The sequence below is a fragment of the Centipeda noxia ATCC 43541 genome (genome assembly GCF_000160555.1).
GTDB classification, from domain to species: Bacteria; Bacillota; Negativicutes; order Selenomonadales; family Selenomonadaceae; genus Centipeda; species Centipeda noxia.
The window spans coordinates 378,522-403,184 of sequence record NZ_GG749279.1 but is presented as its reverse complement, the minus strand read 5'-3'; the positions used below and the strand labels follow the sequence as shown (position 1 = coordinate 403,184).

Here is a 24,663-nt window from a genome sequence, read left to right as displayed (position 1 = left end):
TGTGGGATTTTTTGACCGACTGAAAAAAGGATTGGCAAAAACACGTGAGAACTTCACGCAGAATATTGAGCGCCTCATTATCGGATATGCCGACATCGATGATGAGCTGATTGATGATCTTGAGGAGACTCTGCTGATGGCGGATGTCGGCGTAAAGACAACAGAGATGCTTATTTCGGCGGTGCGTAAGGGGATCAAAGAGAAAGAAATACAAACTCCGGAGGATTTGATACCGTTTTTGGAAAAGGAGATTGTGCGGATTCTGGAATCTGGCGAAAAGACCTTTCATATGGCGGAGCAGGGCCCCACAGTGCTCTTGGTGGTTGGAACCAATGGTGTCGGAAAGACCACGACGATCGGCAAGCTGAGTGCATATTACCGCAGGCAGGGGAAATCGGTTTTGCTTGCTGCTGCCGATACGTTTCGTGCTGCAGCCATTGATCAGCTGGAGATCTGGGGGAAGCGTGCCGATGCACAGGTCATCAAACATGGAGAAAACTCAGATCCGGCAGCAGTTGTGTTTGATGCCTTACAGGCCGCAAAAGCCAGAAATATCGACATTGTTATCGTTGATACGGCAGGGCGTCTCCAAACGAAGTCGAATCTCATGCAGGAACTTGAGAAGATCTATCGTGTGATTGGGCGTGAAATCCCGGGAGCGCCTCATGAGACTCTGCTTGTACTCGATGCCGGAACGGGGCAGAATGCGATCAGCCAGGCAGAAATCTTTACACAAGCAGCCCCCGTTTCTGGTGTTGTGCTTACGAAATTGGACGGGACGGCCAAGGGCGGTGTAACCATTGGAATCAAGTCTCAACTTTCGATTCCAATCAAATGGATTGGTGTCGGAGAGGGGATGGACGACCTTCGCCCCTTCCATGCGGAGGAATTTGTGAGTGCCCTCTTTGTCAAAGGTGAGAATGAGGCAGAGGCATAAACAATTATAGTTGACTGAAAAGGGACGTTATTATGCATGAGGATCTTGTAGAAAAAAAGTGCAGCAGCGAGAACATCTTTGACGGAACCCTGCTTCATGTATGTCGTGATATTGTGTGCCTGCCCAATGGAAAGAGGGCCGTACGAGAATGGATTCGCCATCCGGGGGCCGCTGCCGTGCTTCCTGTCCTGCCGAATGGAAATGTGATTCTGGTACGGCAGTATCGGTACCCTATTGAGAAAGTAACGCTGGAGGTGCCCGCAGGAAAACTGGATGCGGCAGGAGAGGATCCTCTGCATTGTGCGTGTCGGGAATTGTCGGAGGAGACCGGATATACGGCGGAGCAATATGAAAAATTGACAACTATTGCAACAACGGTTGGTTTTTCAAATGAATACATTCATCTGTATTTGGCACAGAACCTGTCTGCCGGTTCCCAGCATACGGATGAAGATGAGTTTGTCAACGTCGTTGAAATGTCGTTTTCTGAAGCGTTGGGCCTTGTAAAAACTGGAGAAATTATTGACTCAAAAACAATCATTTCTTTGATGATGGCTGCAGAGCGTTTGATCAGATGATGAGCGGGAGATAAATATGTTCGAATTTGATTTTACACAGATACTGCTTGGGATTCCGGGGCTTATTATAGCGATGACCTTTCATGAGTATGCACATGCGCGCGTAGCGGTTGCTCTTGGGGATTTTACACCGCGTTTGATGGGCCGCCTGACACTTGACCCGCGTGCACACATCGATCCTGTCGGACTGATCATGCTTTTTCTGGTGCGATTTGGCTGGGCAAAACCTGTGATGGTTAACCCAAGTAATTTTTGCCAGCCGAAACGGGACGATATTCTGGTTTCGGTTGCAGGTCCTGCTATGAATCTTCTTCTTGGGTTCATTGCTTTCTATGCGATGTTGTTGATTCGTTTGCATAATATAGACGTTTCTCCGATTACATATGGGATTATTCAGATGATATTCATCTACAATGTCAATTTTGCAATCTTTAATATGCTGCCGATTCCTCCGCTCGATGGGTCACATATCCTGCGCAATCTTCTCCCGCCCGACTTGGCCTATCGCTATCAATCACTTGAACGTTACAGCATATTGATCATGCTGGTATTTATTGCAACACCTGTACTCAGTGTTGTTCTTATGCCGCTCTTTCAGCTGGTATACGGCGGGTATAAGATTCTCGGCGACATTCTCCTGTTCTAGGCTTGCATATGGCAGCAGATTATCTTGTTAAATTGGATGCATTCGAGGGGCCGATGGATCTCCTCATGCATCTGATCGAAAAAAATAAAATTGATCTCTATGACATTCCAATTGCAGATTTGACACGACAGTATCTGGATCACATTGACACGCTGTATCAGTTTGATATCGAATACGCAAGTGAGTTTTTGGTCATGGCAGCGACTCTTCTGCGGATCAAGTCACGGATGATGCTCCCCAGGACGGACGCGGAGAATGAGAAGGAAGAGGATCCCAGGCTGGAACTCGTGGAGCGCCTGATTGAATATCGCCGCTTTAAGGAGATATCCGCCATTCTCTTTTCTATGAATGATGCACAGAGTCCTTATATTGAACGTTCTCCGATGATTCTTCCCGCATACCGTCTGCCGCTTCAGGGGCTTTCGGCAGACTCTCTTATGCGGTTTTTTTCGGATGTTCAGCGTATTCAGGAGGAGCCGGCGATCCCAGCTGTTGTTGTTTCTGCCGAAGAATATCGCGTGCAGGATAAGATGACAGATATACTGGAGCTGCTTAAGCGCAGCCATGGGAAAATCCGTTTGAATGATGCTTTCCCAACGGGCACAAGGGAGGAACTCCTGTCGACATTCCTGGCGCTTTTGGAGCTTGCAAAAATGCAGATGGTATTTCTTACGCAGGAACATCTGTATCACGAGATCTCTATTTCAGTGAAGGAGGGGAACCGTGCAGTCTCTTAGCCGAACGCATATTTTGGAGGCCGTTTTATTTGCTGCCGGAGACCCGATCACTATATCAAAACTGGCAGAAATCATGGAATCTCCCGAATGGGAGGTTCAGGAATCCATGACACAGCTTGAGCAAGAGTTGTCTGGCCGAGGAAGCGGAATATTTCTGCGCAGATCTGCAGGCGGCTATCAGTTGGTGACTCATCCGAATGCCTTTCCGTGGGTCAAAAAGCTATCGGAGCATGTTCAGCCGACACTATCCTCCTCTGCAATGGAGACACTCTCCATTATTGCTTACAAACAGCCAATTACCAAGCAGGAGGTAGAACATATCCGCGGTGTTCGTGCGGAACGGTCGATTGCTCGTCTGCTGGAGCTTGAACTCGTCTGTGAAGTTGGGCGTAAGCAGGTTGTCGGACGCCCTATTCTCTACGGGACAACGGATTTATTCCTGCGTGCATTCGGCTTGGACAGCATTGATAAGCTCCCAACATTGCCGGATATCGATGCCATAAAGGCTACATTGGATGATGATCAGCTACGCCTCTTTGAGGAGATGCATGCTGCTGATGCAATTGAAAATACTGATATAAACGATGACAATGGGCATGACGGACGGTGTGCCCCTATATTTTCGCATGATACAAAGGATTGAATAGATTGGTTGAACTACTCGCTCCGGCGGGAACGAAGGAAGCATTTCTTGCCGCTGTTGAAAACGGTGCCAATGCGGTTTACCTGGCCGGTAAGATGTTTGGAGCACGTGCTTATGCTTCTAACTTTGATGAAGACGAATTGGCTGCGGTCATTCGGCATGCACATTTGAAAAACGTGCATGTTCATGTTGCCGTTAATACAATTGTTGCCTGTGATGAATTGCCGCAATTGAAGCAATACCTGTCGTTTCTTTATGATGCGGGAGCAGATGCTGTTCTTCTGCAGGATCTTGGTGCAGTACGGCTGGCGAAGGAGGTCGTTCCAAAGCTTCCTCTTCATGCGAGTACGCAGATGACGGTACACAACCTTGCTGGTGTTCAGGCATTAGAGGAACTTGGATTTTCGCGTGTTGTTTTGGCGCGTGAACTTAGCATTGCGGAAATTCGCCATATATGTGCCAATACACATGTTGAGATCGAGAGCTTCGTGCATGGCGCGCTTTGTGTCTGCTATTCGGGGCAATGTCTGATGAGCAGTGTGATCGGCGGCCGCAGCGGGAATCGCGGGCGCTGTGCACAGCCCTGTCGTTTGCCTTACACACTGGTTGATGCAGAGGGAAAAGATGTGTTGGGAGAATCCGCAGGCAACTTTCTCCTCTCTCCGCGTGATTTGAATACAATAGATCTTATACCGGAGCTCCTTGATGCGGGGATTGACTCTCTGAAAATCGAAGGTCGGATGAAGCGTCCCGAGTATGTTGCAACGATTGTGCATACGTATCGTAAAGCGATTGACCACCATCTTCGTGTACGAAGCTCGTCTGTTGACGATTCAGATCGGGATCATTTGGCACAGGTATTCAATCGTGACTTTACAACTGCATATATGGAAAAGCGCCAGGGAAGATATATGATGAGTGATCGCCGACCAAACAATCGCGGCCTTTTGATTGGGCGTGTCACAGCATACGATCACCAAACGCATATGGTCTCGGTGAAGCTGTCCAGAAAGCTTGCTGTTGGAGATCAGGTGGATTTCTGGGTGAAAGTGGGCGGACGTGTCAGCACCGAGATTGAACGCCTGTATAAAATGCACGGGCAGGAGTGCACTGAGGCAAATGCAGGAGAGACGATCTCTTTTGTAGTTCGCGGAAAAGTACATATGAATGACCGAGTATTCAAGATCTATGATGCGAGACTCATGGATGAGGCCAGACAGTCCTATGATCCTGAACGCTCTGAGAAAATTCCTCTTCACGCAGTCCTTCATGCAAGGCTTGGAGAAAAATTACGCCTGCATATTGAGGATGATGAGAAAAACCGAGCAGATGCCGAAAGTGACTATGTTGTTGTTTCGGCAAACAACCGTCCTCTCACTATGGAAACGGTACAAAAGCAAATGGGGCGCCTTGGCACAACCTTGTTCTCCCTTGCGAGTCTTTCGTGCGATATGGATGATTCTGTGATGGTGCCGGTCAGTGAACTCAATAAGGTGCGCCGTTCCGCTATCGCCGCACTCGAGGAAGTGCGCATCCGGCTCTTTCAGAGCAAGCGAAGCGAAACGGTGTGTCTTATCGGGGAAGCCAGTGCAGTGCAAACCGTCCACGAATTGGATATGCCTACCCCCGCTTCTCTTATGGTGGCCGTTGATGATATAGAGTCAATGAAGGCTGCTGTTGCTGCTGGGGCAGATGGAATTCTCTACGGAGGAGAGTCTTTCCGTGGATCTGCACTCCGGCCGAAGGACTATGATATGGCGTGGGATTATGCGCGGGCGTTCGGTATTCGAATTGACTATAATACGCCCCGTATTGTCCGCGGGGATGAGCAGGCAGCTTTGATTCGCTTATTTGAGAGCTTTGGGGAGAAACTGCCGTCAGCCCTGCATGTTCATCATATTGGGACAGCACACCTTGCGCGTGAGCGTGTACCCGTTATACTTCACGCAGATTACTCAATGATTTCCTATAATACGTCTGCACTTGAGTTCCTCCATTCCCATGGATTCGGTGAAGCAACTCTTTCGCCGGAACTCAACGGAAAGCAAATAGAGCAGCTTGTAAAAACAAGCCCCATTCCGTTGACGGTGCTTGTCAGCGGACGTCTTCCGCTAATGATATCGGAATACTGTGTCGTAGGCAGCTTTCTTGGTGATCTTGATACGGGAATATGCACGATGCCTTGCCGCAGACAGAATTTTTACCTCCGTGACCGCAAGGGCGTCGACTTTCCCATAATGACCGATCAATTTTGCCGTATGCATATATTGAACAGCAAACAATTATCTCTGCTGCCCTATGTGCAGAACCTTCTTCGCATGGGCGTAAAGACACTGCGGATTGAGGGCCGTGCTATGCTTGCTCATGACCTCTGTCGTGTTGTCGAAATGTATCGCAATGCGATGCTGCGTAAATCGCCCGTGAAGGAAGACGATGAGCAATATCTGCGGATGCAGGAGGGAAACGATATTACACGCGGACATTATTTCCGCGGAATCCTATAAGAGGTGCGTATGGACACTGAGTCATTTAAGGTCTTAGAGTACGAGAAAATCAAAAGTTGGCTTGCTGCATATGCTTCCTCCGCAGGTGGCAAAGAACTCTGCCGCAATATTGTCCCGTCCGGAGACTATGATGCGGTTATGCGCCTTCATCAGGAAACGGCAGAGGCATTGCAAGTTCAGCAAATACAGCCCCCTCCTTTTGGCGGCATCTATGACTTGCGTGTGATCTTAAAGAAAGCATTGATGGGATCCGTTCTTGAACTGGATGAACTTCGCTCTGTCATGAGTACGATGAGCAGCATGCGCAATATGAAATATTTTTTTCGTGATCTCATGCAGGATGTACCGCTCCTCAAGTCGATGGCGCGTCCCATTGAAGTTCTTGGAATTGTAGAGCGCCATTTGAAGGATACCATTGACGAGCACGGCAATTTTCGTGATGATGCGAGCCCGGAACTGCGCAGGATTACGTGTGAGCTTCAAACAGCACAGACACGCGTAAAGGACCGCCTTTCTGCTATTTTGCATGATGCAGTGAATCAGAAATACTTTCAGGAAGCAATTGTCACTGTGCGTGATGAGCGCTATGTTATTCCGGTTAAGCAAGAATACCGCAATTATTTTCCTGGGGTGATTCACGATCAATCTACCAGCGGTGCAACTCTCTTTGTGGAGCCGTTGGCTACCGTAGAACTGAATAATATGGTGCGGCAGTTGGGGATTGCACGTGAGCAGGAGATTCAGCGAATTCTCCAGAAGCTGACAGCGGAGATTGCCAAGAACGCTGACATCCTTGCCGATAACTGTAAAATCCTCGCAGAGATTGATTTTGTTTTTGCACGTGGCGGTCTTGCACGTGAGATGGAGGCATATCCGCCGATACTGAATCGGGATGGAGTTGTCCGTTTAAAACGAGCAAGGCATCCCTTGCTCCAAAAGGATAAGGTCGTTCCAATTGATATAGAGCTCGGCAGTGCATTTTCTATTCTGTTGATTACTGGTCCGAATACGGGCGGTAAAACAGTTAGTATGAAGACTCTTGGGCTCTTAGCACTTTTAGCACAATCGGGCTGCTTCCTTCCCGCAGCTCCGGATTCGACGCTTCCCGTCTACCGTAATATCTATGCCGACATTGGCGATGAGCAGAGCATTGAGCAGAGTCTTTCTACGTTCTCGGCGCATACACGGAATATTGTCCGCATTATCGAAAAGGCGGAGCCGGGGGATTTGATCCTTTTGGATGAGGTCGGGGCAGGTACAGACCCGGATGAGGGTGCGGCCCTTGCGCGCAGCATCATTGAGCATTTTCGAACGTGTCATATTTCTGTTCTTGCAACGACGCATTATGCTGTGCTCAAGACGTATGCTTATACACAGCCAGGTATTCAGAACGCTTCTGTTGAATTTGATTTGAATACACTGCGTCCGACCTATCGGCTTCTGATGGGTATACCGGGGGCCAGCAATGCCTTTTCGATCAGTCGGCAGCTTGGCTTGTCGCAGGATATTGTGCAGAGGGCAGAGCTCTATATTAACGAAGAGCATATGCATTTTGATAAGGTAATCAATGCACTGGAACAGAAAAAGAAGGATTATGAAATAAAACTAGATCTACTTTATAAAAAAGAAAAAGAGATGACAATGTTGGAAGCCCGGCTGCGTGAAGCCAGTGAGAAAATTGCGAGGAGTCAGAAAAACATTCTACATAAGGCTCGCGAAGAGGCGAATAATATTATTCGTGATGCTCGACGTACCGCTGAAGAGACGATTAAATCACTAAAAGAGCAATTCGATGATCACGGAGTTAAAGAGCGTCAAAAGATGATCCAAGATGCTAGGAATCGACTGAATGAGGCTTATGTTCAAGGATATGTCCCCCAAAATAATTCGATTGGAAAAACAGTTCGTCCAAGTGAAATCCGAAACGGTGATATCGTGTATATCCAAAGCCTGGCGCAGGAGGGAACAGTCCTCTCGGTTCGCGATAAAGAACTTATTGTTCAGGTAGGAGGATTACGCACCACTATCAAGATGAATGCTTGTACCTTTATCGGGCATAAAAAGAGTAAAAAAGATACAAATAAGGTTCATATTGGTGCGTCGATTTCTAGAAAGTCTGTAGAAATTCGTCCACAGATTGATGTACGGGGGATGACGGTATCCGAAGCGGAGTCTGTTCTTGGGAAATTTATTGATGATGCCGTTTTCACGGGGCTTTCCAAGGTCTTGCTGATTCATGGGAAGGGAACAGGTGCTTTGCGAAAAGGTTTACAAAATTATTTGAAACATAATAAATTTGTGTTGTCTTTTTCTTTCGCTGATATTTCAGAAGGAGGAACCGGTGTAACTATTGTGAAACTGAAATAGATAATTGTCTCAGTGAATGCTTTCGATTTTGACAAAATGTCCTTACAAAACTCAAAGTTTGTGTTAAAATAAAGAAGTCACATGTGTAGGGAGAGCACAATGGAAAAATATCAAAACAAGAAGGTATCTATGCAAAAAGGCGAAAAGAAAGCGGCTAAGAAATCAAATAAAGGTTCCATTCTTGGGAAAGCAATTCTCGTCGTGGGGTTGATTCTATTTGTTATGATCATAGGCGTAGGCTGTGGATTTTTGACTGCAAGTCTCAATACGAGATCAAATCTCGCCGAAGATATTGTTCCGCCTGCATCCTCGCAGATCTATGATATTCACGGCAATGAGATTGCTAATATTCATGCTGCGGAGAACCGTAGACCCGTGGGGATCAATGAGATTCCGAAAAACCTTCAGAATGCCTTTATTGCCGTTGAGGATAATCGCTTCTACGATCATATTGGCATTGACCCCCGCGCGATCATGCGCGCTATTTGGGCTAATATTCGAGGCCGCACTGTCACCGAGGGTGGTTCTACCATTACACAGCAGCTTGCAAAGAATGCCTATTTGACCCAGGATCAAACCTTAAAACGTAAGATACAGGAAGCTTTTCTTGCACTTCAGTTGGAACGTCAGTATACAAAGCAGGAAATCCTTGAACTTTATATGAATCAAATTTACTTTGGACAAGGAGCCTATGGAGTTCAGGCCGCTGCACGTACATATTTCGGCAAGGATGCTAAGGATCTGACACTCAATGAATGCGCCATGCTTGCCGGCATTCCAAAGAGCCCTAACTATTATTCCCCTCTGAACAATATGGAAGCTGCAACAGAGCGTAAAGCCGTTGTTCTTGATCAGATGGTTAAATACGGATATATCAGTGAGAGCGAAGCAAGTGCTGCGAAAAAAGAAGAACTTCCTATTGTAAAAAGCACAAACGATGTGGGAGGGAGAGCCTCCTATTTTGTCGACTATGTGTTGCAGCTCCTTGCTGAAAAATATGGAGATGATGCGATCTATAAGGACGGGTTGAAGATCTATACGACTATTGATATGGATCTTCAATCTGCGGCAGAGGCTGCTATGCAGAATCTGCCATCCTATTTTACTGATGCAAATGGGATCGTTCAGCCGCAAGGGGCATTGGTAGCCATTGACCCGCATACAGGATACATTAAAGCAATGGTAGGTGGGCGCGGCACTGATCAGTTTAATCGTGCGACACAGGCAGTCCGCCAGCCAGGATCAGCATTTAAGCCTTTTGTCTTTGTAGCAGCACTTGAAAATAACTATACGCCGGAATCTGTCATCGATGATAAGCCTTTAAAGGTCGGTGGCTGGGAACCGCAGAACTATAACCGTAAATTTTCCGGCAAGGTTCGCCTCCGTGATGTTGTACGCTTATCTCTTAATGTTCCTACGGTTCGAATTGCACAGGATATCGGTATTGATAAGGCGATCTTCTATGCGCAGGAGATGGGGATATCAACATTTGTACTTGACGGAACAACTAATGATCGCAACTTGGCAACTGCACTTGGGGGTATGACACGTGGAGTGTCGCCGCTTGAACTTACGAGTGCATATGGTACCTTTGCTAATCGAGGGGTTCATGTCGATCCGGTTGCAATTATTCGCGTTGTTTCACGTACTGGAAAGGTCCTCGAAGAAGCGGAACGTAAAGAAAAGAGTGTCATCTCTGCGGCGAACGCTTCCACAATGTCGGCTATGTTGGAGGATGTCATCCAACGTGGAACGGGGACGAGCGCTAATATAGGGAGGCCTGCAGCCGGAAAGACGGGTACGACAAGTGACTATCACGATGCTTGGTTCGTGGGATATACCCCCGATCTTGTCGCAGGCGTTTGGATTGGAAATGACAGTGTTGGTGACCTAAAGGGAATGTCTGGAGGAATGACACCGGCCGTGATATGGCAGGCGTTTATGCTGAGGGCACACGCTGGCCTTCCGGTACGCCATTTTGAGGGAACTTCGTCTTACCCTGTGTCATCGGATGCAGAGGATTCTAACGAAACTCCTGAGAAAGAAAATGATGGAAAAAGTTCTTCTGAAGAGAAGGGAAAAGATACCGGAAAAACATCAGGGACTTCTTCTGCAGGAAAGCATAGGCCAAATAGATCTGCTGCGCAGGCATCACATGTTCCGTCTCCCGGAGCTTCTGATACGCCGGAACCTGGAATGGGTGTAGAAAAAGGACAGAACTAAGAAAAGGGGTATTGTGTTGAATGCAGTCGATATACTAAAAGAACGTAATTTTCTTGCACAATGCACAGATGAAGATACGCTACGAGATCTTCTCGAAAAAGAGCGAGTCACCTTCTATATTGGTTTTGATCCTACGGCAGATAGTCTCCATGCAGGACATCTGATTGCTCTTATGGCTATGTCGCATATGCAACGTGCGGGGCATCGCCCGATTTGTCTTGTTGGCGGAGGCACTGGAACTGTTGGAGATCCATCCGGACGTACAGATATGCGTAGGGTTATGACCGATGATACCATTCACTATAACTGTGAGTGCTTTAAAAAGCAGATTTCACGATTTATCGACTTTAATGACGATCGAGCAATTATGGTAGATAATGGAGATTGGCTTCGTAAACTTAACTATATCGATTTGCTTCGTGATGTCGGAAAACATTTTACGGTAAATCGTATGCTATCTGCTGAAAGTTATAAGCAGCGTTGGGAGAAAGGGCTTACCTTTCTTGAGTTCAATTATATGATTATGCAGGCATATGATTTTCTCGAACTAAATAGGCGTTATGGATGTAGACTGCAAATGGGTGGTGATGACCAATGGTCAAATATCATTGCCGGCGTAGAGCTTTGTCGCCGTAAAAAAAATATTACAGTCTTTGGACTTACCAATAGGCTCTTGACAAAGAGTGATGGAAGTAAGATGGGAAAAACAGCTGGGGGAGCGCTCTGGCTTGATCCAGAAAAGACATCCTCCTATGACTTCTATCAATACTGGCGTAATATTGACGATGCCGACATTGAAATTTGTCTGTCTCTTCTCACCTATCTTCCCATGGAGGAAGTGCGTCGTCTTGCTGCAGCCGAAGGACGAAATATTAATCGATCCAAAGAGATCCTCGCATATGAAGTGACGAAAATCGTTCATGGTGAGCAGGAGGCATTGAAGGCACAGGAAACAGCAAGAACATTGTTTAGCGGAGGTATATCTGCGCAGCTTCCGAAAATCCATGTGACGATTGGAGAAAAGCTTATCGATGTGCTTACACGAAGCAAGGTGCTCTCATCAAAGGGAGAGGCTCGCCGCCTGATCCAACAAGGGGGAATCACACTGAACGATGTGCGTGTTACGGATGAATATTATGTCCTTAATGAGATCGATTTCTTGCAGGGTATAGCGTTGATTAAAAAAGGGAAAAAGAAACATTATCAGCTTTTATATGGGAATCACAGTTCTTCTGAAGTGTGATAGGAAGGAGGAAACAATGTCAGGTCATTCAAAATGGGCAAATATAAAACGCAAAAAGGGAGCAAATGATGCAATTCGTGGCAAGATCACGACAAAGATAGGACGCGAGATTACAATTGCCGTCCGTATGGGCGGCGGAGATCCAACGGGCAATATGCGTTTGAAGCTCGCTCTTTCCAAGGCAAAAGCCAATAATATTCCAAAAGATAACATTAATCGCGCCATCCAGAAGGGTCTTGGTGCGACCGACGGAAGCAATTACGAAGAACTCTTCTACGAGGGGTATGGACCTGGTGGTACCGCCGTTATGCTCGATATATTGACGGACAACCGCAACCGTACGGCTGCTGATGTTCGTCACCTCTTTTCGAAATATGGCGGAAATTTGGGGCAGGATGGCTGCGTATCATGGATGTTCAAGAAGAAGGCAGTTTTTATCGTGGAACGTGAAGCTTTTGATGATGAGGATGCCCTTCTTGAGCTTGTATTGGAAGCAGGCGCGGAGGATATGCGTACAGAGGATGATGCTTTCGAGATCATTGCTGAGCCTGATGTCTTTGACTCCATCGAAAGTGTACTGGGGGAAAAGGGCATTGAAACAGTCTCTGCCGAGGTGACGATGGTTCCTGATACGACAGTTCACCTGGTTGATAAGGATGCAGAAAAAATGCAGACATTGATTGATGCGCTCGAGGACAATGATGATGTCCAGAATGTGTACAGCAACTATGAAATGGGTGAATAAGCGGAGGATTGCTTATCAGAGTGCAGACAAGATGTCTGCACTCTTTTAAGAATAAGAAGATGTTAGTACTCGGTATTGATCCAGGGACTGCCATTTGCGGCTATGGCTTTGTGGAGCTGACAGGCTCACGTCTGCGTCCGCATGCCTATGGCGCGATTACAACACCATCGAAAATGGCGGTTGAGAAGCGCCTTTTGAAAATCTATACGGAGCTTGAGGTGCTCATCCAAAAATATGCGCCCGATGCAATGGGGGTGGAGCAGCTTTTCTTTAATCGGAACGTGACAACAGCGATTCCGGTCGGACAGGCACGTGGTATCGTGCTCCTTGCTGCAGCTCAGAATAATATACCAATTGTGGAGCGAACGCCACTGCAGGTAAAGCAGTCTGTGACGGGCTATGGGAAGGCGACGAAAGAACAGGTCATATATATGGTGACAAAGCTCTTGAATCTTCCGGCGCCGCCTCACCCGGATGATGCTGCCGACGCTCTTGCAGTTGCCATCAGTGCTGCGCATTGCGTGGATAGTATTGCATGGCGCAATCGAATATAGATGGGGGAGCATAGAATAAATGATTGGATTTTTACGCGGGAAAGTTACATATACATTTCCGGATTATTGTTTTTTAGATGTCCACGATGTTGGCTATCGTGTGTTTGTCTCCCACCAGACACGCAATCACCTCAGTGTCGGCGAAGAAGTCATGCTCTATATTCATACACATGTACGTGAGGATGCCATACTCCTATACGGCTTCTTTTCACAAGAGGAGTATGATCTCTTTCAACATTTGATCGGCATCTCAGGAATTGGGCCAAAGGTTGCACAGGGGATTCTTTCGGCAATTACGGCAAATGAGTTTTATCGATTAATCCATCAGAAGGATGTCAAGGCAATTACGAAACTCCCGGGGATTGGAAAAAAGACTGCAGAACGAATTATCTTGGAGCTGAAGGATAAACTTACATCCTCCTCTTTTGATGATGATTCTTTTGCAGATCATGCAGCTGGTTTTGCTGACAGTATGGGCGATAAGATCTCTGAGGCGACAGAAGCACTTCTCAATCTTGGCTTTGGGCAGAGTGAAATTCAGTCTGTACTGAAGAAAAAGATGGATTGGGAAAGTACGGAAGAGATAATTCGCTATGCTTTGGCTGAGCTGCAGCGATTTTGAAAAAGGGGGGATTCGATGCACGATTTATATGAGGACGAGGAATTGATCTCGTTTGAGGAACAGGCAGCGGATGGCTGGCAGTATAGTCTGAGGCCGCGCCGTTTGAATGAATACATAGGGCAGGATAAGGTGAAGTCGAATCTGTCCAAGTTCATACAAGCGGCCCTCTCACGGGGGGAGGCTCTGGATCATGTGCTGCTCTATGGACCGCCCGGCCTTGGGAAGACAACACTTGCTGCGATTATTGCCAATGAAATGGGGGCTAATTTCCGCCAAACATCTGCTCCTGCCATCGAGCGTCAGGGGGATCTCGCTTCTCTGCTTACGAACCTGCAGACGAATGACATCCTTTTTATCGACGAAATTCACCGCCTCTCTCATCATGTCGAGGAGATTCTCTACTCTGCAATGGAGGATCATGCCATTGATATCATCATTGGGAAGGGGCCTAGTGCACGCTCTTTGCGTCTGGATCTTGCACCATTCACCCTCATTGGCGCAACGACCAAAACAGGAGCGCTTTCTGCGCCGCTGCGCGATCGGTTTGGCATCCAGTCACGGCTGGAATATTATACATCGGAAGCACTGCTGCTCATCATTGAACGAACAGCTGAAATCCTTTCTGTCCATATCGAACGCGAGGGGGCGCTGGAGATTGCTCGGCGTTCGCGCGGAACACCTCGTGTCGCGAACCGCATCCTAAAGCGTGTGCGTGATATTGCACAGGTTGCTGGTGAGCAAATGGTATCGAAGGCCGTGACGATTGAGGCGCTGGAAGCGCTGGAGGTCGATGAGAAGGGGTTGGAGAATAAGGACCGCCATATGCTGGAAGTTATGATTCGAAAATTCTCCGGCGGTCCTGTCGGACTAAAGACACTGGCGGCGGCACTGAGTGAGATGGTGGAAACCATAGAGGATGTTTATGAGCCATATCTCATCCAGCTTGGCTTTATCGCACGTACGGCACGCGGACGAATTGTTACCCGCGGGGGGTATGAGCATATGGGTATTCCATTTCCACAAAATGATGACAGACAAGGAGAGCTTCTCTGAGATGAAAATGCTCATGCACATGTGCTGCGGGCCCTGTTCCTGCTATCCGTTGAAAAAACTGCGTACCGATGGAATTGAACCTACAGGATATTTTTTCAATCCGAACATCCATCCTTATCGGGAGTGGAATGAACGTCTGCAAACAGCAAGGAAGTTTGCTGAGATTATGCAGATGGACTTCGTTGCAGATGAAACGTATGCTATGCGCGATTTTTTAAAAAAGGCCCTTCCGGCGGAGGGAACAAAAAAAGGCCGCTGCCATATGTGTTATACATGGCGATTGGAAGAAACGGCTCGGTATGCATCTGAACATGGATTTGACACGTTTACCTCAACTCTGTTTTATAGCATCTATCAGCACCACGATTTGATGCGTTCCGTTGCAGAACACTTTGCCGACTTTTATGGTGTTTCTTTTTATTACGAAGATTTTCGTATTGGCTGGCAGGATGGGATCGATCTGAGTAAAGAGCTTGGTCTCTATCGCCAGTCCTACTGTGGTTGTATATTCAGCGAAGAGGAGCGGTACAGTCGTGCTCTTCGGAAACTTCAGCGCAAGGAAAATAAAGAGAGAAAGCGTCTGCGCCTCATGGCATAGCCAGTGAAAGAGGAATCTACAATGAGCGGTTATCTTCGTCTGTACATATCTTTTCTGTTTGCTGTATTTGTTGTTGTATTGCCATTCCCGGCTTCGGCTTCATGGCAGCCTGAAATCACAATAGGGATTATGCAGGGGGCTTCTTCGGTTCAATTTTCGACCACGGGCGGTACACTGTACGTATATGAAAATCCTGAAAAACATCCGATTTTTGTACTTCCACAGAGAAAAGAACTCGATGTTCGTATACTGCAAGGAAAGATTTTGGCAAACGGGCAGGAGATAAAAGGGGATCGTTTGGTTATTCAGCCAGAGCCTGAAAAGTTTATTAAGGTGAATGGTATGCCATATCGAGGATATATCACTCTCCTGAAGAGATCGGGGCTTACCGTTGTCAATAATGTTCTGGTAGAAGATTATCTCTACGGTGTTGTTCCGAAAGAAATGCCATCTAGCTGGTCTATGGAAGCCCTGCGGGCACAAAGTGTAGCAGCGCGTACTTTTGCGCTGAAAAATCGAAAACGCCATAGTACAGAAGGATTTGATCTTTGCAGCACCTCGCATTGCCAAGTCTATGAAGGGATGTCAGCAGAAACGAAGTTGACAACAGAGGCGGTCAACCGTACCCGTGGAGAGGTGCTTTTCTATAAAGGTACAATCATTGATGCACTCTTTCACACAGATTCGGGTGGAATGACGGAATCCAGTGAAAATATGTGGGGGAGTTCTGTACCATATTTGAGAGCCGTGAACGAAGTTCAATCACAGACAAAGCCTTGGAGTCGCACAGTTTCTATGGATGTTGCTGTAAAAAGCTTTGAAAAGAACGGAAAGAGGGTTGGCCTTCTTAGAGAGGTTCGTCTTTCACGACTGAATATAGGAAAAGGAAGTGGAGATCGGAGTCTGTCCGGACGGGTTCGGTCGGCAGATTTTGTTGGAACTAAGGGACATGCTCTGCTCTCCGGGAATGAACTGCGCTCCATGTTTTCTCTGCCAAGCACACTGTTTGATGTACGTCTCAGTAAGACGGGGATTGTCTTTAGCGGATATGGTTCCGGTCATGGGCTTGGTTTATCCCAATGGGGGGCAAAAGCCCTTGCGGACCAAAGGAAAAGCTATAAAGATATCCTTTTCCATTACTATACGGGGGTTACACTTGAAAAACTCTATTAAGCAAGGTGTACATCTATATGGATATTTCTGATTTTGATTACGATCTTCCGCAGGAACAAATTGCTCAGGTTCCGGCAGAGCCGCGGGACTCTTCTCGCCTCATGGTTTTAAATCCAAAAGAACGAACAATACAGCATCATTATTTTTATCAGCTGGAAGACTTTCTAAAAAAAGGTGATGTTTTGATTTTCAATGATACCCGTGTCATTCCCGCACGCCTCATTGGAGAGAGGGAGCATACGGGAGGGAAGGTTGAGATTTTCCTCCTTCATCAGATGGACAAAAATCATTGGGAAGTACTTGTCAAGCCAGGGAAAAAAGCTCGTATTGGTACTGTCATTTCCTTTGGTGAGGAGCTGTCTTGTGAGATTATCGATCGTACGGATTTTGGCGGTCGAATAGTTCGTTTTATCTACAATGGTGTGTTTGAGGAAATTTTGGATCGTTTAGGCACGATGCCTCTTCCTCCCTATATACATGAGACGCTCGAAGATCGTGAGCGCTATCAGACAGTATATAATCGTGTAAAAGGATCAGCGGCGGCTCCGACAGCGGGACTCCATTTTACAGAAGCACTTATGGAGCGCCTTCGTGAGAAGGGCGTCCAATTCGGTTTTATCACGCTGCATGTCGGACTTGGTACATTTCGTCCGGTTCATGTTGATGTGGTCGAAGATCATGTTATGCACCGAGAGTTTTATTCGATACCACCAGAGACAGCAGAACTTGTTCAAACGGCAAAGAAAGAAGGCCGTCGTGTCATTTCTGTCGGCACAACGTCGATTCGCACGCTTGAGGCTGCTGTTGCGAGTGCGGGGATCATTGCGGCTGGCTCTGGATGGACGGATATCTTCATTTATCCCGGCTATCAATTTAAAGTTGTGGACGCAGTAATTACAAATTTTCATCTGCCAAAATCTACATTGATTATGCTGGTCAGCGCTTTTGCTGGACGGGATTTTACACTTGAGGCATACCGGACTGCTGTTGAAGAACGGTATCGGTTTTTTTCTTTTGGAGATGCCATGATGATTCAAATGCGGGCATAAAAAACAATGCAATGAAATATAAACATCGCATTGTTTCGGGTTTAAGGTATTTCATAGAACAGATCGCGGTGTTCATTGACGATTTCCGCCATCATCCGTTTTCCATTGATATCAGGATGCAATCCATCTGTTGATAGCAAAGGTTCAAGGATGTGCTTTTCCGAATCATAAAAATACGGCTCGATGTCTATGTAATACTTCTGTGCTCGGATCCAAGTGTTGACGGCGTTCATCTTCCATTGCCATTTTGGATCTGTTTCAGAATGGAAGGCAAGTGTGATGCGTTCAGGGTTGAGCGGGAGGAGCGTCAGGAGAATGGGCCGAATTCCGTGATTGATGCACTTTTGCTGGAGCTCATCCAGATCCTGAATGATGTCCTGCGGTGTTATCGTATCTGCACGTAGACTGTTGGAACCGGTTAAAATCAAGAGGTTTGCAGGATGAATCGGAAGTACGTCTTGCTCAAAGCGTTCTAGCGTCGTATGTGAGGTGTCACCGCTGCGTCCAAGATTGAGACAGTCGAAAGTCAAATAGGTTGTATAGCTGTATTCAAGGAATGCGGGAGAATTTGATATTGCTCCTCCTCCATGTGTAATACTGTCTCCAAATGCTGCTGCGTAGATGTGATCTTTAGGCAGTGCTTCAACGGTAAATGAGGCAAGATCCGACCAAGTACCAATAGTGTTGTTCTGCTCATCTAATCCTCGTACGCGCCAATAATAAACACCCGCATAAGGACGTGCATATTCGTCGTATATAGCATTGACAGAGGAAATCGTCTGCGCCCAGGCGCGGTTTGGATCGGGAAGCTTTCCATGTTCATGAATTGGAGGAGCTGTTAGCAGCTCTACTTCATAATGTGTGACGCCGTTCAGCGGGATCCATTGATATACAGGATAGAGCGGTTGGTGGAAATTCATTACTTGATCATAGGTGTTCGGGATTGGTCGATCAGGTAATGCCGCGTCTTTATCTAAGCAAAGAGGCTCGGCTATGGAAAACTCACCAATGGGCTCATCCCTCAGATCTAAAGCACGGACTCTCCAGTAAATTTTTTTATAGGCTTGAAGAGAGCGTAGATCTGCTTGCCATCCATTTGTATAAATACTGCGAATGCTCGTTAAATGATTTTTTTGAGAAAGCATTGTTCCGCCTTCCTGCGTCGGCGGCCCAGAGAGCAGTTCGACTTCATAGAGCACAGCATTGGGGATACTGTGCCACACGAGGAATGGCATGAGACTGGCGGGGTGTTCCTCAGTGTAATGGTAGATCGGAATGGGGGCATTTGCTGTAAAATATGGGGAAGAAATCAGTGTTGAAGGAGATGTTATGGCACCAAACATTCCGTAAGCTGTAATCTGATAATAGAATGGGATTGGTGCAGAGGGAATCGGATAGTAGGGGGCTGTCGAAAACTCAGTCTTTATATGTTCATATATGGGGGCCTCAGGGATAATTCCTGTTGTTTTAATATAGGTATCGATACGATAATAGCAAGGGTAGGGGGGACGTTCCCATGTGAGTATGGAAGATCCGTTTTCCTCATGAATTTTACCGATGATGTCGAGTTGTTTCAAATTCAAAAAATCGGTTTTTTCAATGAAATAAATACATCCGATGACTGCGAGGAAAATAATACTCGTGAAAAAGAAATAATGTTTCATACACTCACCTAAATATATCATTTTTATTTTTGCATAGAAAGTTGAGGGATTCTAATGAAAAATAAAGGGCTTATTATTGTCCATACTGGAGATGGAAAGGGAAAAACAACAGCTGCTCTCGGGATGGCCATGCGTGCATGGGGCAACCACTTACGCGTACTCATTCTGCAGTTTATCAAGGGGAGTTGGACCTATGGAGAGCTCGAAGCCATCAAAGCACTATCAAGCGCAAAGAGATGTATCGACATACGTCAGGGAGGCCTTGGTTTTTCACAGCGTGAGTCTGGGAAACAGGACGAACACCGGCAAGCTGCTATTGATCTTCTCCGTACAGCAGAGCAAGAGCTTCAGAGTGATACTTGGGATATGGTTATCCTTGATGAATTTAACTATGCATATTCTTTTGGATTTATTCACATAGATGACTTGGAGTCCTTACTCGCGATACGTCCCGCGCATACCCATTTGATCTTCACGGGAAGAAATGCATCGCCAGAACTTATTGACCGAGCGGATCTCGTTACGGAAATGCGTCTAATCAAGCATCCCTATCAAGAGGGGATAAAAGCACAGAAGGGAATTGAATTTTAATCAGATTATAGCATATTCGATATCGATGCGCTATGAGAGATATTTGGCAATCAACCATTGAAAAAAAATGTATAATGCGTTAAAATCTCTGAAATATGTTTATGTCATGTTTGATTTATGGAAGTGTGTGCCTTTCATAAATAATTTGTAGATTGGGAGAGCTTTTTATGAGAAGTGATGTTGTAAAAAAAGGAGCGACGCGCTGTGCACATCGCTCACTTTTTCACGCAAATGGATATGGTTCTGAGGATCTTGGAAAGCCATTAATTGGCATCTGTAATTCATTTAATGAGATCATTCCGGGACACTTTCACCTGAATACGATTGCGGAAGCGGTGAAGCTTGGCGTAGCTGCTGCCGGTGGGACCCCCATTGAATTTCCTTCGATTGGTGTCTGTGATGGCATTGCCATGGGACATACGGGGATGAAATACTCACTTGCGAGCCGTGAGCTGATTGCGGACTCGATTGAAGCCGTTGCAATGGCGTCCGGGTTTGACGGCCTTGTTCTTATTCCAAACTGTGATAAGGTCGTTCCCGGAATGCTCATGGCGGCGGCTCGCCTTAACATTCCGGCCATCCTTGTTAGCGGCGGGCCTATGCTTGCGGGGCGTTACCGTGGGCGCGACATCAGTGTCAGCCAGGCCTTTGAGGCAGCCGGCATGTTTGCTGCAGGAAAAATGGATGCTCGTGAAATGACTGCCATTGAGGAGCACGCCTGCCCGAGCTGCGGCTCCTGTTCCGGTCTGTTCACCGCAAATACGATGAACTCCTTGACGGAGGTACTCGGTATGGGACTTTCCGGCAATGGAACGATACCGGCCCCTTATACGGGGGAGCGCCGTTTGCTTGCAAAACAGGCAGGGGCTGTTATCCTTGATCTTATCAAAGAAAATATCTGCCCGCGCGATATTATGACACGTGAGGCTTTTGAGAATGCCATTACGGTCGATATGGGGATTGGCGGATCGTCCAACACCGTTTTGCACCTCACAGCGATTGCGCACGAGGCAGGCATTGAACTTCCGCCGCCTCTCTTTGATGAGATCAGCAGACGCACGCCATACATTACAAAGCTGAGCCCTGCAGGAACTCATCATATGCAGGATCTGAATGAAGCAGGCGGTATTTCAGCGGTGATGAAGGAGTTGTCGAAGAAAAATCTGCTGCATCTGGATGCGCTGACCGTTACGGGAACAGTGCGTGAGCGTATCGAACATGCAGAAATTATGGATTCCACGGTGATTCACAGTGTCGGGAATCCCTATCGCCCGGAGGGCGGTCTTGCCATTCTGAGCGGTAATCTTGCACCGGACTGTGCTGTTGTCAAGGCCTCAGCAGTCGCCGATGATATGCTTACCTATCGTGGTACGGCACGATGCTTTAATTCCGAGGAGGATGGAGTTAATGCCATTATGGACGGAAAAATCCATGATGGGGATGTCGTAGTCATTCGCTATGAAGGGCCGAAGGGCGGCCCTGGAATGCAGGAGATGCTCAACCCCACAGCCGTCATTACGGGAATGGGGTTGAAGGTAGGTTTGATTACGGACGGGCGTTTCAGCGGCGCAAGTCAGGGGGCCTGTGTTGGTCATGTGTCTCCGGAGGCAATGTCAGGAGGACCGATTGCGCTGATTGAAGATGGTGATATGATTACGATTGACATTCCAAATCGAAAACTCGAACTTGAGATCAGTGATGAAGAACTCGAAAAGCGTCGTGCAAACTGGGTTCAGCCGGAACCTAAAATCAAAACAGGGTATCTTGCGCGCTATGCAAAGCTGACAACGTCTGCAAATGCAGGTGCCGTTTTGCACTGAGAAAAACATCTTGCACCCACAGGAGTTTCTGTTCCTGTGGGTTGTTTTTATGCTTGTGATTCGCTATAATGGCGTTGCATTATTTCTGGAAGAGAGTGGAGGATCGTCTCGTATGCATATTGTCCTAGTCGAACCAGAAATTCCGGGGAATACAGGAAATATTGCACGGTTATGTGCCGGGACTGGTATGGACCTTCATCTCGTGAGGCCGCTGGGATTTTCAACAGATGATAAGTATTTGAAACGTGCAGGCCTGGATTATTGGCACCTTGTCAAGGTGCACTATCATGACAGCTTTTCAGATGTTCGAAAGCAGTATAAGGGGCATCCCTTCTACTTCTGTACCACGAAAGCTGCACATATTTACTCGGATATTGTATATACATCGGATGCATTTTTCGTCTTTGGCAAAGAAACCGAAGGCTTGCCGGAATCTTTGCTGGAAGACAATGAGGAGCATACGGTTCGTATACCAATGCAGGCAGGGGCGCGTTCTTTGAATTTGTCCAACGCAGTCGCTGTTGTTGCATATGAGGCGTTGCGTCAAAATGCCTTTGTCGATTTACGTCTTGCCGGAACGGGGTTTGGGGGCTCGGATCATATATGAACAAAGATTTTGTGCGTGTCTGTTATGAAGAGTTTGATCCCATTCGCTTATTTCAAGATGCACCCATGCGTTTTCATACGACATTCCGGATAGGTGGGCCTGCCGACCTTTTATTTTATCCGAAGAATACAGAGGAAGTGCAGAAGATCATCCGCTTGGCAAAAAAATATGACGAGCTGGTCACATGGCTTGGAAACGGATCTAATATATTGGTTCGTGATGGCGGTATTCGCGGTCTTGTTATCAGGTTCAGTCATAAGATGGAAGATATCTCTCATGAGGGGGAAGACCTCATTGTTGGCGCAGGGGCACTTCTTCGAGATGTTGCTTCCTTTGCTCAGGAAAGAGGTCTCTCTGGTCTTGAGTTTGCCTGTGGGATTCCGGGTAGTATTGGCGGTGCCGTTTTCATGAATGCAGGGGCCTACGATGACGAGATGAAATCCGTTGTTGTTTCGGTAAAGACGGTCTCTCTGAACGGTGATATTCGTGTTTACCTTTCCGAGGATCTTGATTTTAGCTACCGCCACAGTATTTTCCAGACTTGTGACGAAGCGATTTGTGAAATACGTCTGCATTTGCGTGAAGATGATAAGACGCTGATTTTGGCGCGCATGAAAGATCTGAATCAGCGCCGTAAAAGTAAGCAGCCATTGGCATATCCAAGTGCGGGAAGCACATTTAAGCGCCCTCCTGGATATTTTGCAGGAACATTGATTGATCAGACCGGATTAAAGGGGCTTACGGTCGGCGGTGCGCAGGTTTCACAAAAACATGCGGGGTTTGTTATTAACATCGGCAATGCTACGGCAAATGATGTTCAGCAGTTGATTTCAGCCGTACAGAAACGGGTCTATGCAAAACACGAGGTGCAGCTTTTTCCGGAACTTCGCATCATTGGTGAATTCTGATTGGAGCCATGGATAATTCTTTGAGGAGCATGCTTCTTCCATATGGAAAAATATACTCAACTCACTTATTTCTCGTCAAAATATGAAAATATTGTTATCGCACTTGGTATGTTTGATGGCCTTCATATAGGACATCAGGAGGTCATTCGTACAGCTGTGAAGAAAGCGCAGGAAATAAAGGGGACTGCGCTTGTTTTTTCGTTTGCAAATCACCCGCGTGCTGTTATTGTACCAGAAGGGGCACCCCATCGCATTGGCTGCCAATCAGTTCGTCTTCGTATATTGAAAAACTTAGGTGTGGATGCTTTGGTTGAAATAGCATTTACCTCATCTTTTGCTGAAACAACAGCGAATGGATTTATTCATCTGCTTCAGCAATATTTTGCACCAAAGTATATTGTCGTGGGAGAAAACTACACCTTTGGGCGAGGTGGAAGAGGAAATCCAAATCTCCTAAAGGAGCAATCCGGAAGGTATGGATTTCATCTAATTGTGTGTCCGCCTGTTTTGTATGGAGGGGTACCCGTGAGCAGTACAAGGATTCGTGCACTGCTTGCTCAAGGCGATTTGTCGCATGTCAATGCATATCTAGGGTATCCATTTACTGTTACCGGTACGGTTATTCACGGGCAGGAAAGGGGACGTACTCTTGGCTTTCCAACGGCAAATGTATCTTTGCATGAATCCTATGAGTCTCCGCCCAACGGAGTTTATGCTGTCATGGTTGTTCATAAAAAGCATAGTTACCATGGTGTTGCAAACATCGGAAACAACCCGACATTTGGCGGATATGACCGCCGCTTAGAAGTTCATATTATCGACTTTTCAGGAGATCTTTACGATTCTGAGATCACCGTTTCCTTCTTTTTCAAAATACGCGATGAACAGCGTTTTTCGACAGCAGATGAACTGATTATTCAGATCAAAAAAGATAAGGAGGCGGCAATAAAGGGCTTGAAAGAAAGTTTTCGTTTACAAGAAAATATTTCTATGGTAATATGAACAGCGCAATGTTACCATGACTCAGATTGCGAGTAATCCGACGTTTTCTTGGTCAATGGTGGAGATTTATAAGGAGGATTCTATATGCTCACACAGGAAAAGAAACAGGAAATCATCAAAGAACATGCGGTTCATGAAGGCGATACGGGGTCTCCCGAGGTTCAGATTGCTGTTCTTACGGCACGCATTCAATACCTTACGGAGCACTTGAAGGAACATAAAAAAGATCATCATTCACGTCGCGGACTTTTGAAGATGGTTGGACATCGCCGCCGTCTTCTGAGCTATCTGTATCAAACGGATATTGAGCGGTATCGTGCAATCATCACAAAGCTCAATCTGCGTAAGTAACGCTTCGGACACGGAGAGCAAAGAGCGGGGGAGATTCCCCGCTTTTTT

General features: G+C 46.7%; 23 protein-coding genes. 22 read left to right on the top strand and 1 reads right to left on the bottom strand.

Features of this window, described 5'->3' with window-relative positions:
- The first annotated feature begins 1 nt into the window (after position 1).
- From ftsY to queA, 16 genes are all read left to right on the top strand, one after another.
- Positions 2 to 937 carry a signal recognition particle-docking protein FtsY gene (ftsY, locus tag HMPREF7545_RS03335; protein ID WP_006694265.1) on the top strand — a complete coding sequence of 312 codons (936 nt, stop codon included), beginning with the start codon at positions 2 to 4 and terminating at the stop codon, positions 935 to 937.
- 32 nt (positions 938 to 969) lie between these two features.
- On the top strand, positions 970 to 1,515 hold the full coding sequence (locus tag HMPREF7545_RS03330; protein WP_006694264.1) for an NUDIX domain-containing protein: 546 nt from the start codon (positions 970 to 972) through the stop codon (positions 1,513 to 1,515).
- Positions 1,516 to 1,531: 16 nt separating this feature from the next.
- Positions 1,532 to 2,161 (top strand): site-2 protease family protein, encoded by a 630-nt coding sequence (locus HMPREF7545_RS03325; RefSeq protein WP_006694263.1) that lies wholly within the window; start codon positions 1,532 to 1,534, stop codon positions 2,159 to 2,161.
- Between the two features lie 8 nt (positions 2,162 to 2,169).
- Positions 2,170 to 2,898 (top strand): segregation and condensation protein A, encoded by a 729-nt coding sequence (locus tag HMPREF7545_RS03320; protein ID WP_006694262.1) that lies wholly within the window; start codon positions 2,170 to 2,172, stop codon positions 2,896 to 2,898.
- On the top strand, positions 2,885 to 3,541 hold the full coding sequence (gene scpB / locus HMPREF7545_RS03315; protein WP_006696085.1) for an SMC-Scp complex subunit ScpB: 657 nt from the start codon (positions 2,885 to 2,887) through the stop codon (positions 3,539 to 3,541). The genes HMPREF7545_RS03320 and scpB overlap by 14 nt, the downstream gene beginning before the upstream one ends.
- A 5-nt stretch (positions 3,542 to 3,546) precedes the next feature.
- Positions 3,547 to 6,045 carry a U32 family peptidase gene (locus HMPREF7545_RS03310; protein WP_040571168.1) on the top strand — a complete coding sequence of 833 codons (2,499 nt, stop codon included), beginning with the start codon at positions 3,547 to 3,549 and terminating at the stop codon, positions 6,043 to 6,045.
- A gap of 9 nt (positions 6,046 to 6,054) precedes the next feature.
- Positions 6,055 to 8,412: an endonuclease MutS2 gene (locus HMPREF7545_RS03305; protein WP_006694259.1), complete on the top strand. Its 2,358-nt coding sequence runs from the start codon at positions 6,055 to 6,057 to the stop codon at positions 8,410 to 8,412.
- Positions 8,413 to 8,541: 129 nt separating this feature from the next.
- A complete protein-coding gene (locus HMPREF7545_RS03300; protein ID WP_006696088.1) occupies positions 8,542 to 10,635 on the top strand; it encodes a transglycosylase domain-containing protein in 2,094 nt (697 codons plus the stop codon).
- Between the two features lie 13 nt (positions 10,636 to 10,648).
- On the top strand, positions 10,649 to 11,878 hold the full coding sequence (gene tyrS / locus HMPREF7545_RS03295) for a tyrosine--tRNA ligase (protein ID WP_169303778.1): 1,230 nt from the start codon (positions 10,649 to 10,651) through the stop codon (positions 11,876 to 11,878).
- 16 nt (positions 11,879 to 11,894) lie between these two features.
- The gene (locus tag HMPREF7545_RS03290; RefSeq protein WP_006696090.1) at positions 11,895 to 12,623 is read left to right on the top strand and encodes a YebC/PmpR family DNA-binding transcriptional regulator; all 729 of its coding nucleotides are present in this window, start codon (positions 11,895 to 11,897) and stop codon (positions 12,621 to 12,623) included.
- A gap of 59 nt (positions 12,624 to 12,682) precedes the next feature.
- Entirely contained in the window at positions 12,683 to 13,177 is a 495-nt protein-coding gene (gene ruvC / locus HMPREF7545_RS03285; protein WP_040571166.1) for a crossover junction endodeoxyribonuclease RuvC, read from the top strand.
- A gap of 19 nt (positions 13,178 to 13,196) precedes the next feature.
- A complete protein-coding gene (gene ruvA / locus HMPREF7545_RS03280) occupies positions 13,197 to 13,799 on the top strand; it encodes a Holliday junction branch migration protein RuvA (RefSeq protein ID WP_006694254.1) in 603 nt (200 codons plus the stop codon).
- 15 nt (positions 13,800 to 13,814) lie between these two features.
- Complete coding sequence (gene ruvB, locus HMPREF7545_RS03275) at positions 13,815 to 14,852, top strand: Holliday junction branch migration DNA helicase RuvB (protein ID WP_006694253.1); 1,038 nt, start codon at positions 13,815 to 13,817, stop codon at positions 14,850 to 14,852.
- 1 nt (position 14,853) lies between these two features.
- Positions 14,854 to 15,450 carry an epoxyqueuosine reductase QueH gene (locus tag HMPREF7545_RS03270; RefSeq protein ID WP_006696093.1) on the top strand — a complete coding sequence of 199 codons (597 nt, stop codon included), beginning with the start codon at positions 14,854 to 14,856 and terminating at the stop codon, positions 15,448 to 15,450.
- Positions 15,451 to 15,471: 21 nt separating this feature from the next.
- A complete protein-coding gene (locus HMPREF7545_RS03265; protein ID WP_006694251.1) occupies positions 15,472 to 16,623 on the top strand; it encodes a SpoIID/LytB domain-containing protein in 1,152 nt (383 codons plus the stop codon).
- A gap of 17 nt (positions 16,624 to 16,640) precedes the next feature.
- Positions 16,641 to 17,672 (top strand): tRNA preQ1(34) S-adenosylmethionine ribosyltransferase-isomerase QueA, encoded by a 1,032-nt coding sequence (gene queA / locus HMPREF7545_RS03260; protein ID WP_006694250.1) that lies wholly within the window; start codon positions 16,641 to 16,643, stop codon positions 17,670 to 17,672.
- Positions 17,673 to 17,713: 41 nt separating this feature from the next.
- Here the strand turns inward: queA and HMPREF7545_RS03255 are convergent, their stop codons facing one another.
- A complete protein-coding gene (locus tag HMPREF7545_RS03255; protein WP_006696095.1) occupies positions 17,714 to 19,336 on the bottom strand; it encodes an SGNH/GDSL hydrolase family protein in 1,623 nt (540 codons plus the stop codon).
- A gap of 54 nt (positions 19,337 to 19,390) precedes the next feature.
- Here HMPREF7545_RS03255 and cobO point away from each other — a divergent pair, with 54 nt between their 5' ends.
- The 6 genes from cobO to rpsO all read left to right on the top strand — a co-directional run bounded on the left by cobO (position 19,391) and on the right by rpsO (position 24,615).
- Positions 19,391 to 19,927 (top strand): cob(I)yrinic acid a,c-diamide adenosyltransferase, encoded by a 537-nt coding sequence (cobO, locus tag HMPREF7545_RS03250; RefSeq protein WP_006694248.1) that lies wholly within the window; start codon positions 19,391 to 19,393, stop codon positions 19,925 to 19,927.
- 167 nt (positions 19,928 to 20,094) lie between these two features.
- A complete protein-coding gene (gene ilvD, locus HMPREF7545_RS03245; protein ID WP_006694247.1) occupies positions 20,095 to 21,747 on the top strand; it encodes a dihydroxy-acid dehydratase in 1,653 nt (550 codons plus the stop codon).
- 112 nt (positions 21,748 to 21,859) lie between these two features.
- Entirely contained in the window at positions 21,860 to 22,354 is a 495-nt protein-coding gene (trmL, locus tag HMPREF7545_RS03240) for a tRNA (uridine(34)/cytosine(34)/5-carboxymethylaminomethyluridine(34)-2'-O)-methyltransferase TrmL (protein WP_006696096.1), read from the top strand.
- On the top strand, positions 22,351 to 23,262 hold the full coding sequence (gene murB / locus HMPREF7545_RS03235; RefSeq protein ID WP_006694245.1) for a UDP-N-acetylmuramate dehydrogenase: 912 nt from the start codon (positions 22,351 to 22,353) through the stop codon (positions 23,260 to 23,262). Before trmL ends, murB begins: the two co-directional genes overlap by 4 nt.
- A gap of 42 nt (positions 23,263 to 23,304) precedes the next feature.
- Complete coding sequence (locus tag HMPREF7545_RS03230) at positions 23,305 to 24,264, top strand: bifunctional riboflavin kinase/FAD synthetase (protein ID WP_006694244.1); 960 nt, start codon at positions 23,305 to 23,307, stop codon at positions 24,262 to 24,264.
- A gap of 84 nt (positions 24,265 to 24,348) precedes the next feature.
- The gene (gene rpsO, locus HMPREF7545_RS03225; RefSeq protein WP_006694243.1) at positions 24,349 to 24,615 is read left to right on the top strand and encodes a 30S ribosomal protein S15; all 267 of its coding nucleotides are present in this window, start codon (positions 24,349 to 24,351) and stop codon (positions 24,613 to 24,615) included.
- The last annotated feature ends 48 nt before the right edge of the window (positions 24,616 to 24,663 follow it).

Coding starts and splice junctions, on each gene's coding strand:
- HMPREF7545_RS03330 (WP_006694264.1), top strand. CDS start 970: ATGCATGAGGATCTTGTAGAAAAAAAGTGCAGCAGCGAGAACATCTTT.
- HMPREF7545_RS03325 (WP_006694263.1), top strand. CDS start 1,532: ATGTTCGAATTTGATTTTACACAGATACTGCTTGGGATTCCGGGGCTT.
- HMPREF7545_RS03320 (WP_006694262.1), top strand. CDS start 2,170: ATGGCAGCAGATTATCTTGTTAAATTGGATGCATTCGAGGGGCCGATG.
- HMPREF7545_RS03305 (WP_006694259.1), top strand. CDS start 6,055: ATGGACACTGAGTCATTTAAGGTCTTAGAGTACGAGAAAATCAAAAGT.
- HMPREF7545_RS03300 (WP_006696088.1), top strand. CDS start 8,542: ATGCAAAAAGGCGAAAAGAAAGCGGCTAAGAAATCAAATAAAGGTTCC.
- HMPREF7545_RS03290 (WP_006696090.1), top strand. CDS start 11,895: ATGTCAGGTCATTCAAAATGGGCAAATATAAAACGCAAAAAGGGAGCA.
- ruvC (WP_040571166.1), top strand. CDS start 12,683: ATGTTAGTACTCGGTATTGATCCAGGGACTGCCATTTGCGGCTATGGC.
- ruvA (WP_006694254.1), top strand. CDS start 13,197: ATGATTGGATTTTTACGCGGGAAAGTTACATATACATTTCCGGATTAT.
- ruvB (WP_006694253.1), top strand. CDS start 13,815: ATGCACGATTTATATGAGGACGAGGAATTGATCTCGTTTGAGGAACAG.
- HMPREF7545_RS03270 (WP_006696093.1), top strand. CDS start 14,854: ATGAAAATGCTCATGCACATGTGCTGCGGGCCCTGTTCCTGCTATCCG.
- HMPREF7545_RS03265 (WP_006694251.1), top strand. CDS start 15,472: ATGAGCGGTTATCTTCGTCTGTACATATCTTTTCTGTTTGCTGTATTT.
- queA (WP_006694250.1), top strand. CDS start 16,641: ATGGATATTTCTGATTTTGATTACGATCTTCCGCAGGAACAAATTGCT.
- HMPREF7545_RS03255 (WP_006696095.1), bottom strand. CDS start 19,336: ATGAAACATTATTTCTTTTTCACGAGTATTATTTTCCTCGCAGTCATC.
- cobO (WP_006694248.1), top strand. CDS start 19,391: ATGAAAAATAAAGGGCTTATTATTGTCCATACTGGAGATGGAAAGGGA.
- ilvD (WP_006694247.1), top strand. CDS start 20,095: ATGAGAAGTGATGTTGTAAAAAAAGGAGCGACGCGCTGTGCACATCGC.
- trmL (WP_006696096.1), top strand. CDS start 21,860: ATGCATATTGTCCTAGTCGAACCAGAAATTCCGGGGAATACAGGAAAT.
- murB (WP_006694245.1), top strand. CDS start 22,351: ATGAACAAAGATTTTGTGCGTGTCTGTTATGAAGAGTTTGATCCCATT.
- HMPREF7545_RS03230 (WP_006694244.1), top strand. CDS start 23,305: ATGGAAAAATATACTCAACTCACTTATTTCTCGTCAAAATATGAAAAT.
- rpsO (WP_006694243.1), top strand. CDS start 24,349: ATGCTCACACAGGAAAAGAAACAGGAAATCATCAAAGAACATGCGGTT.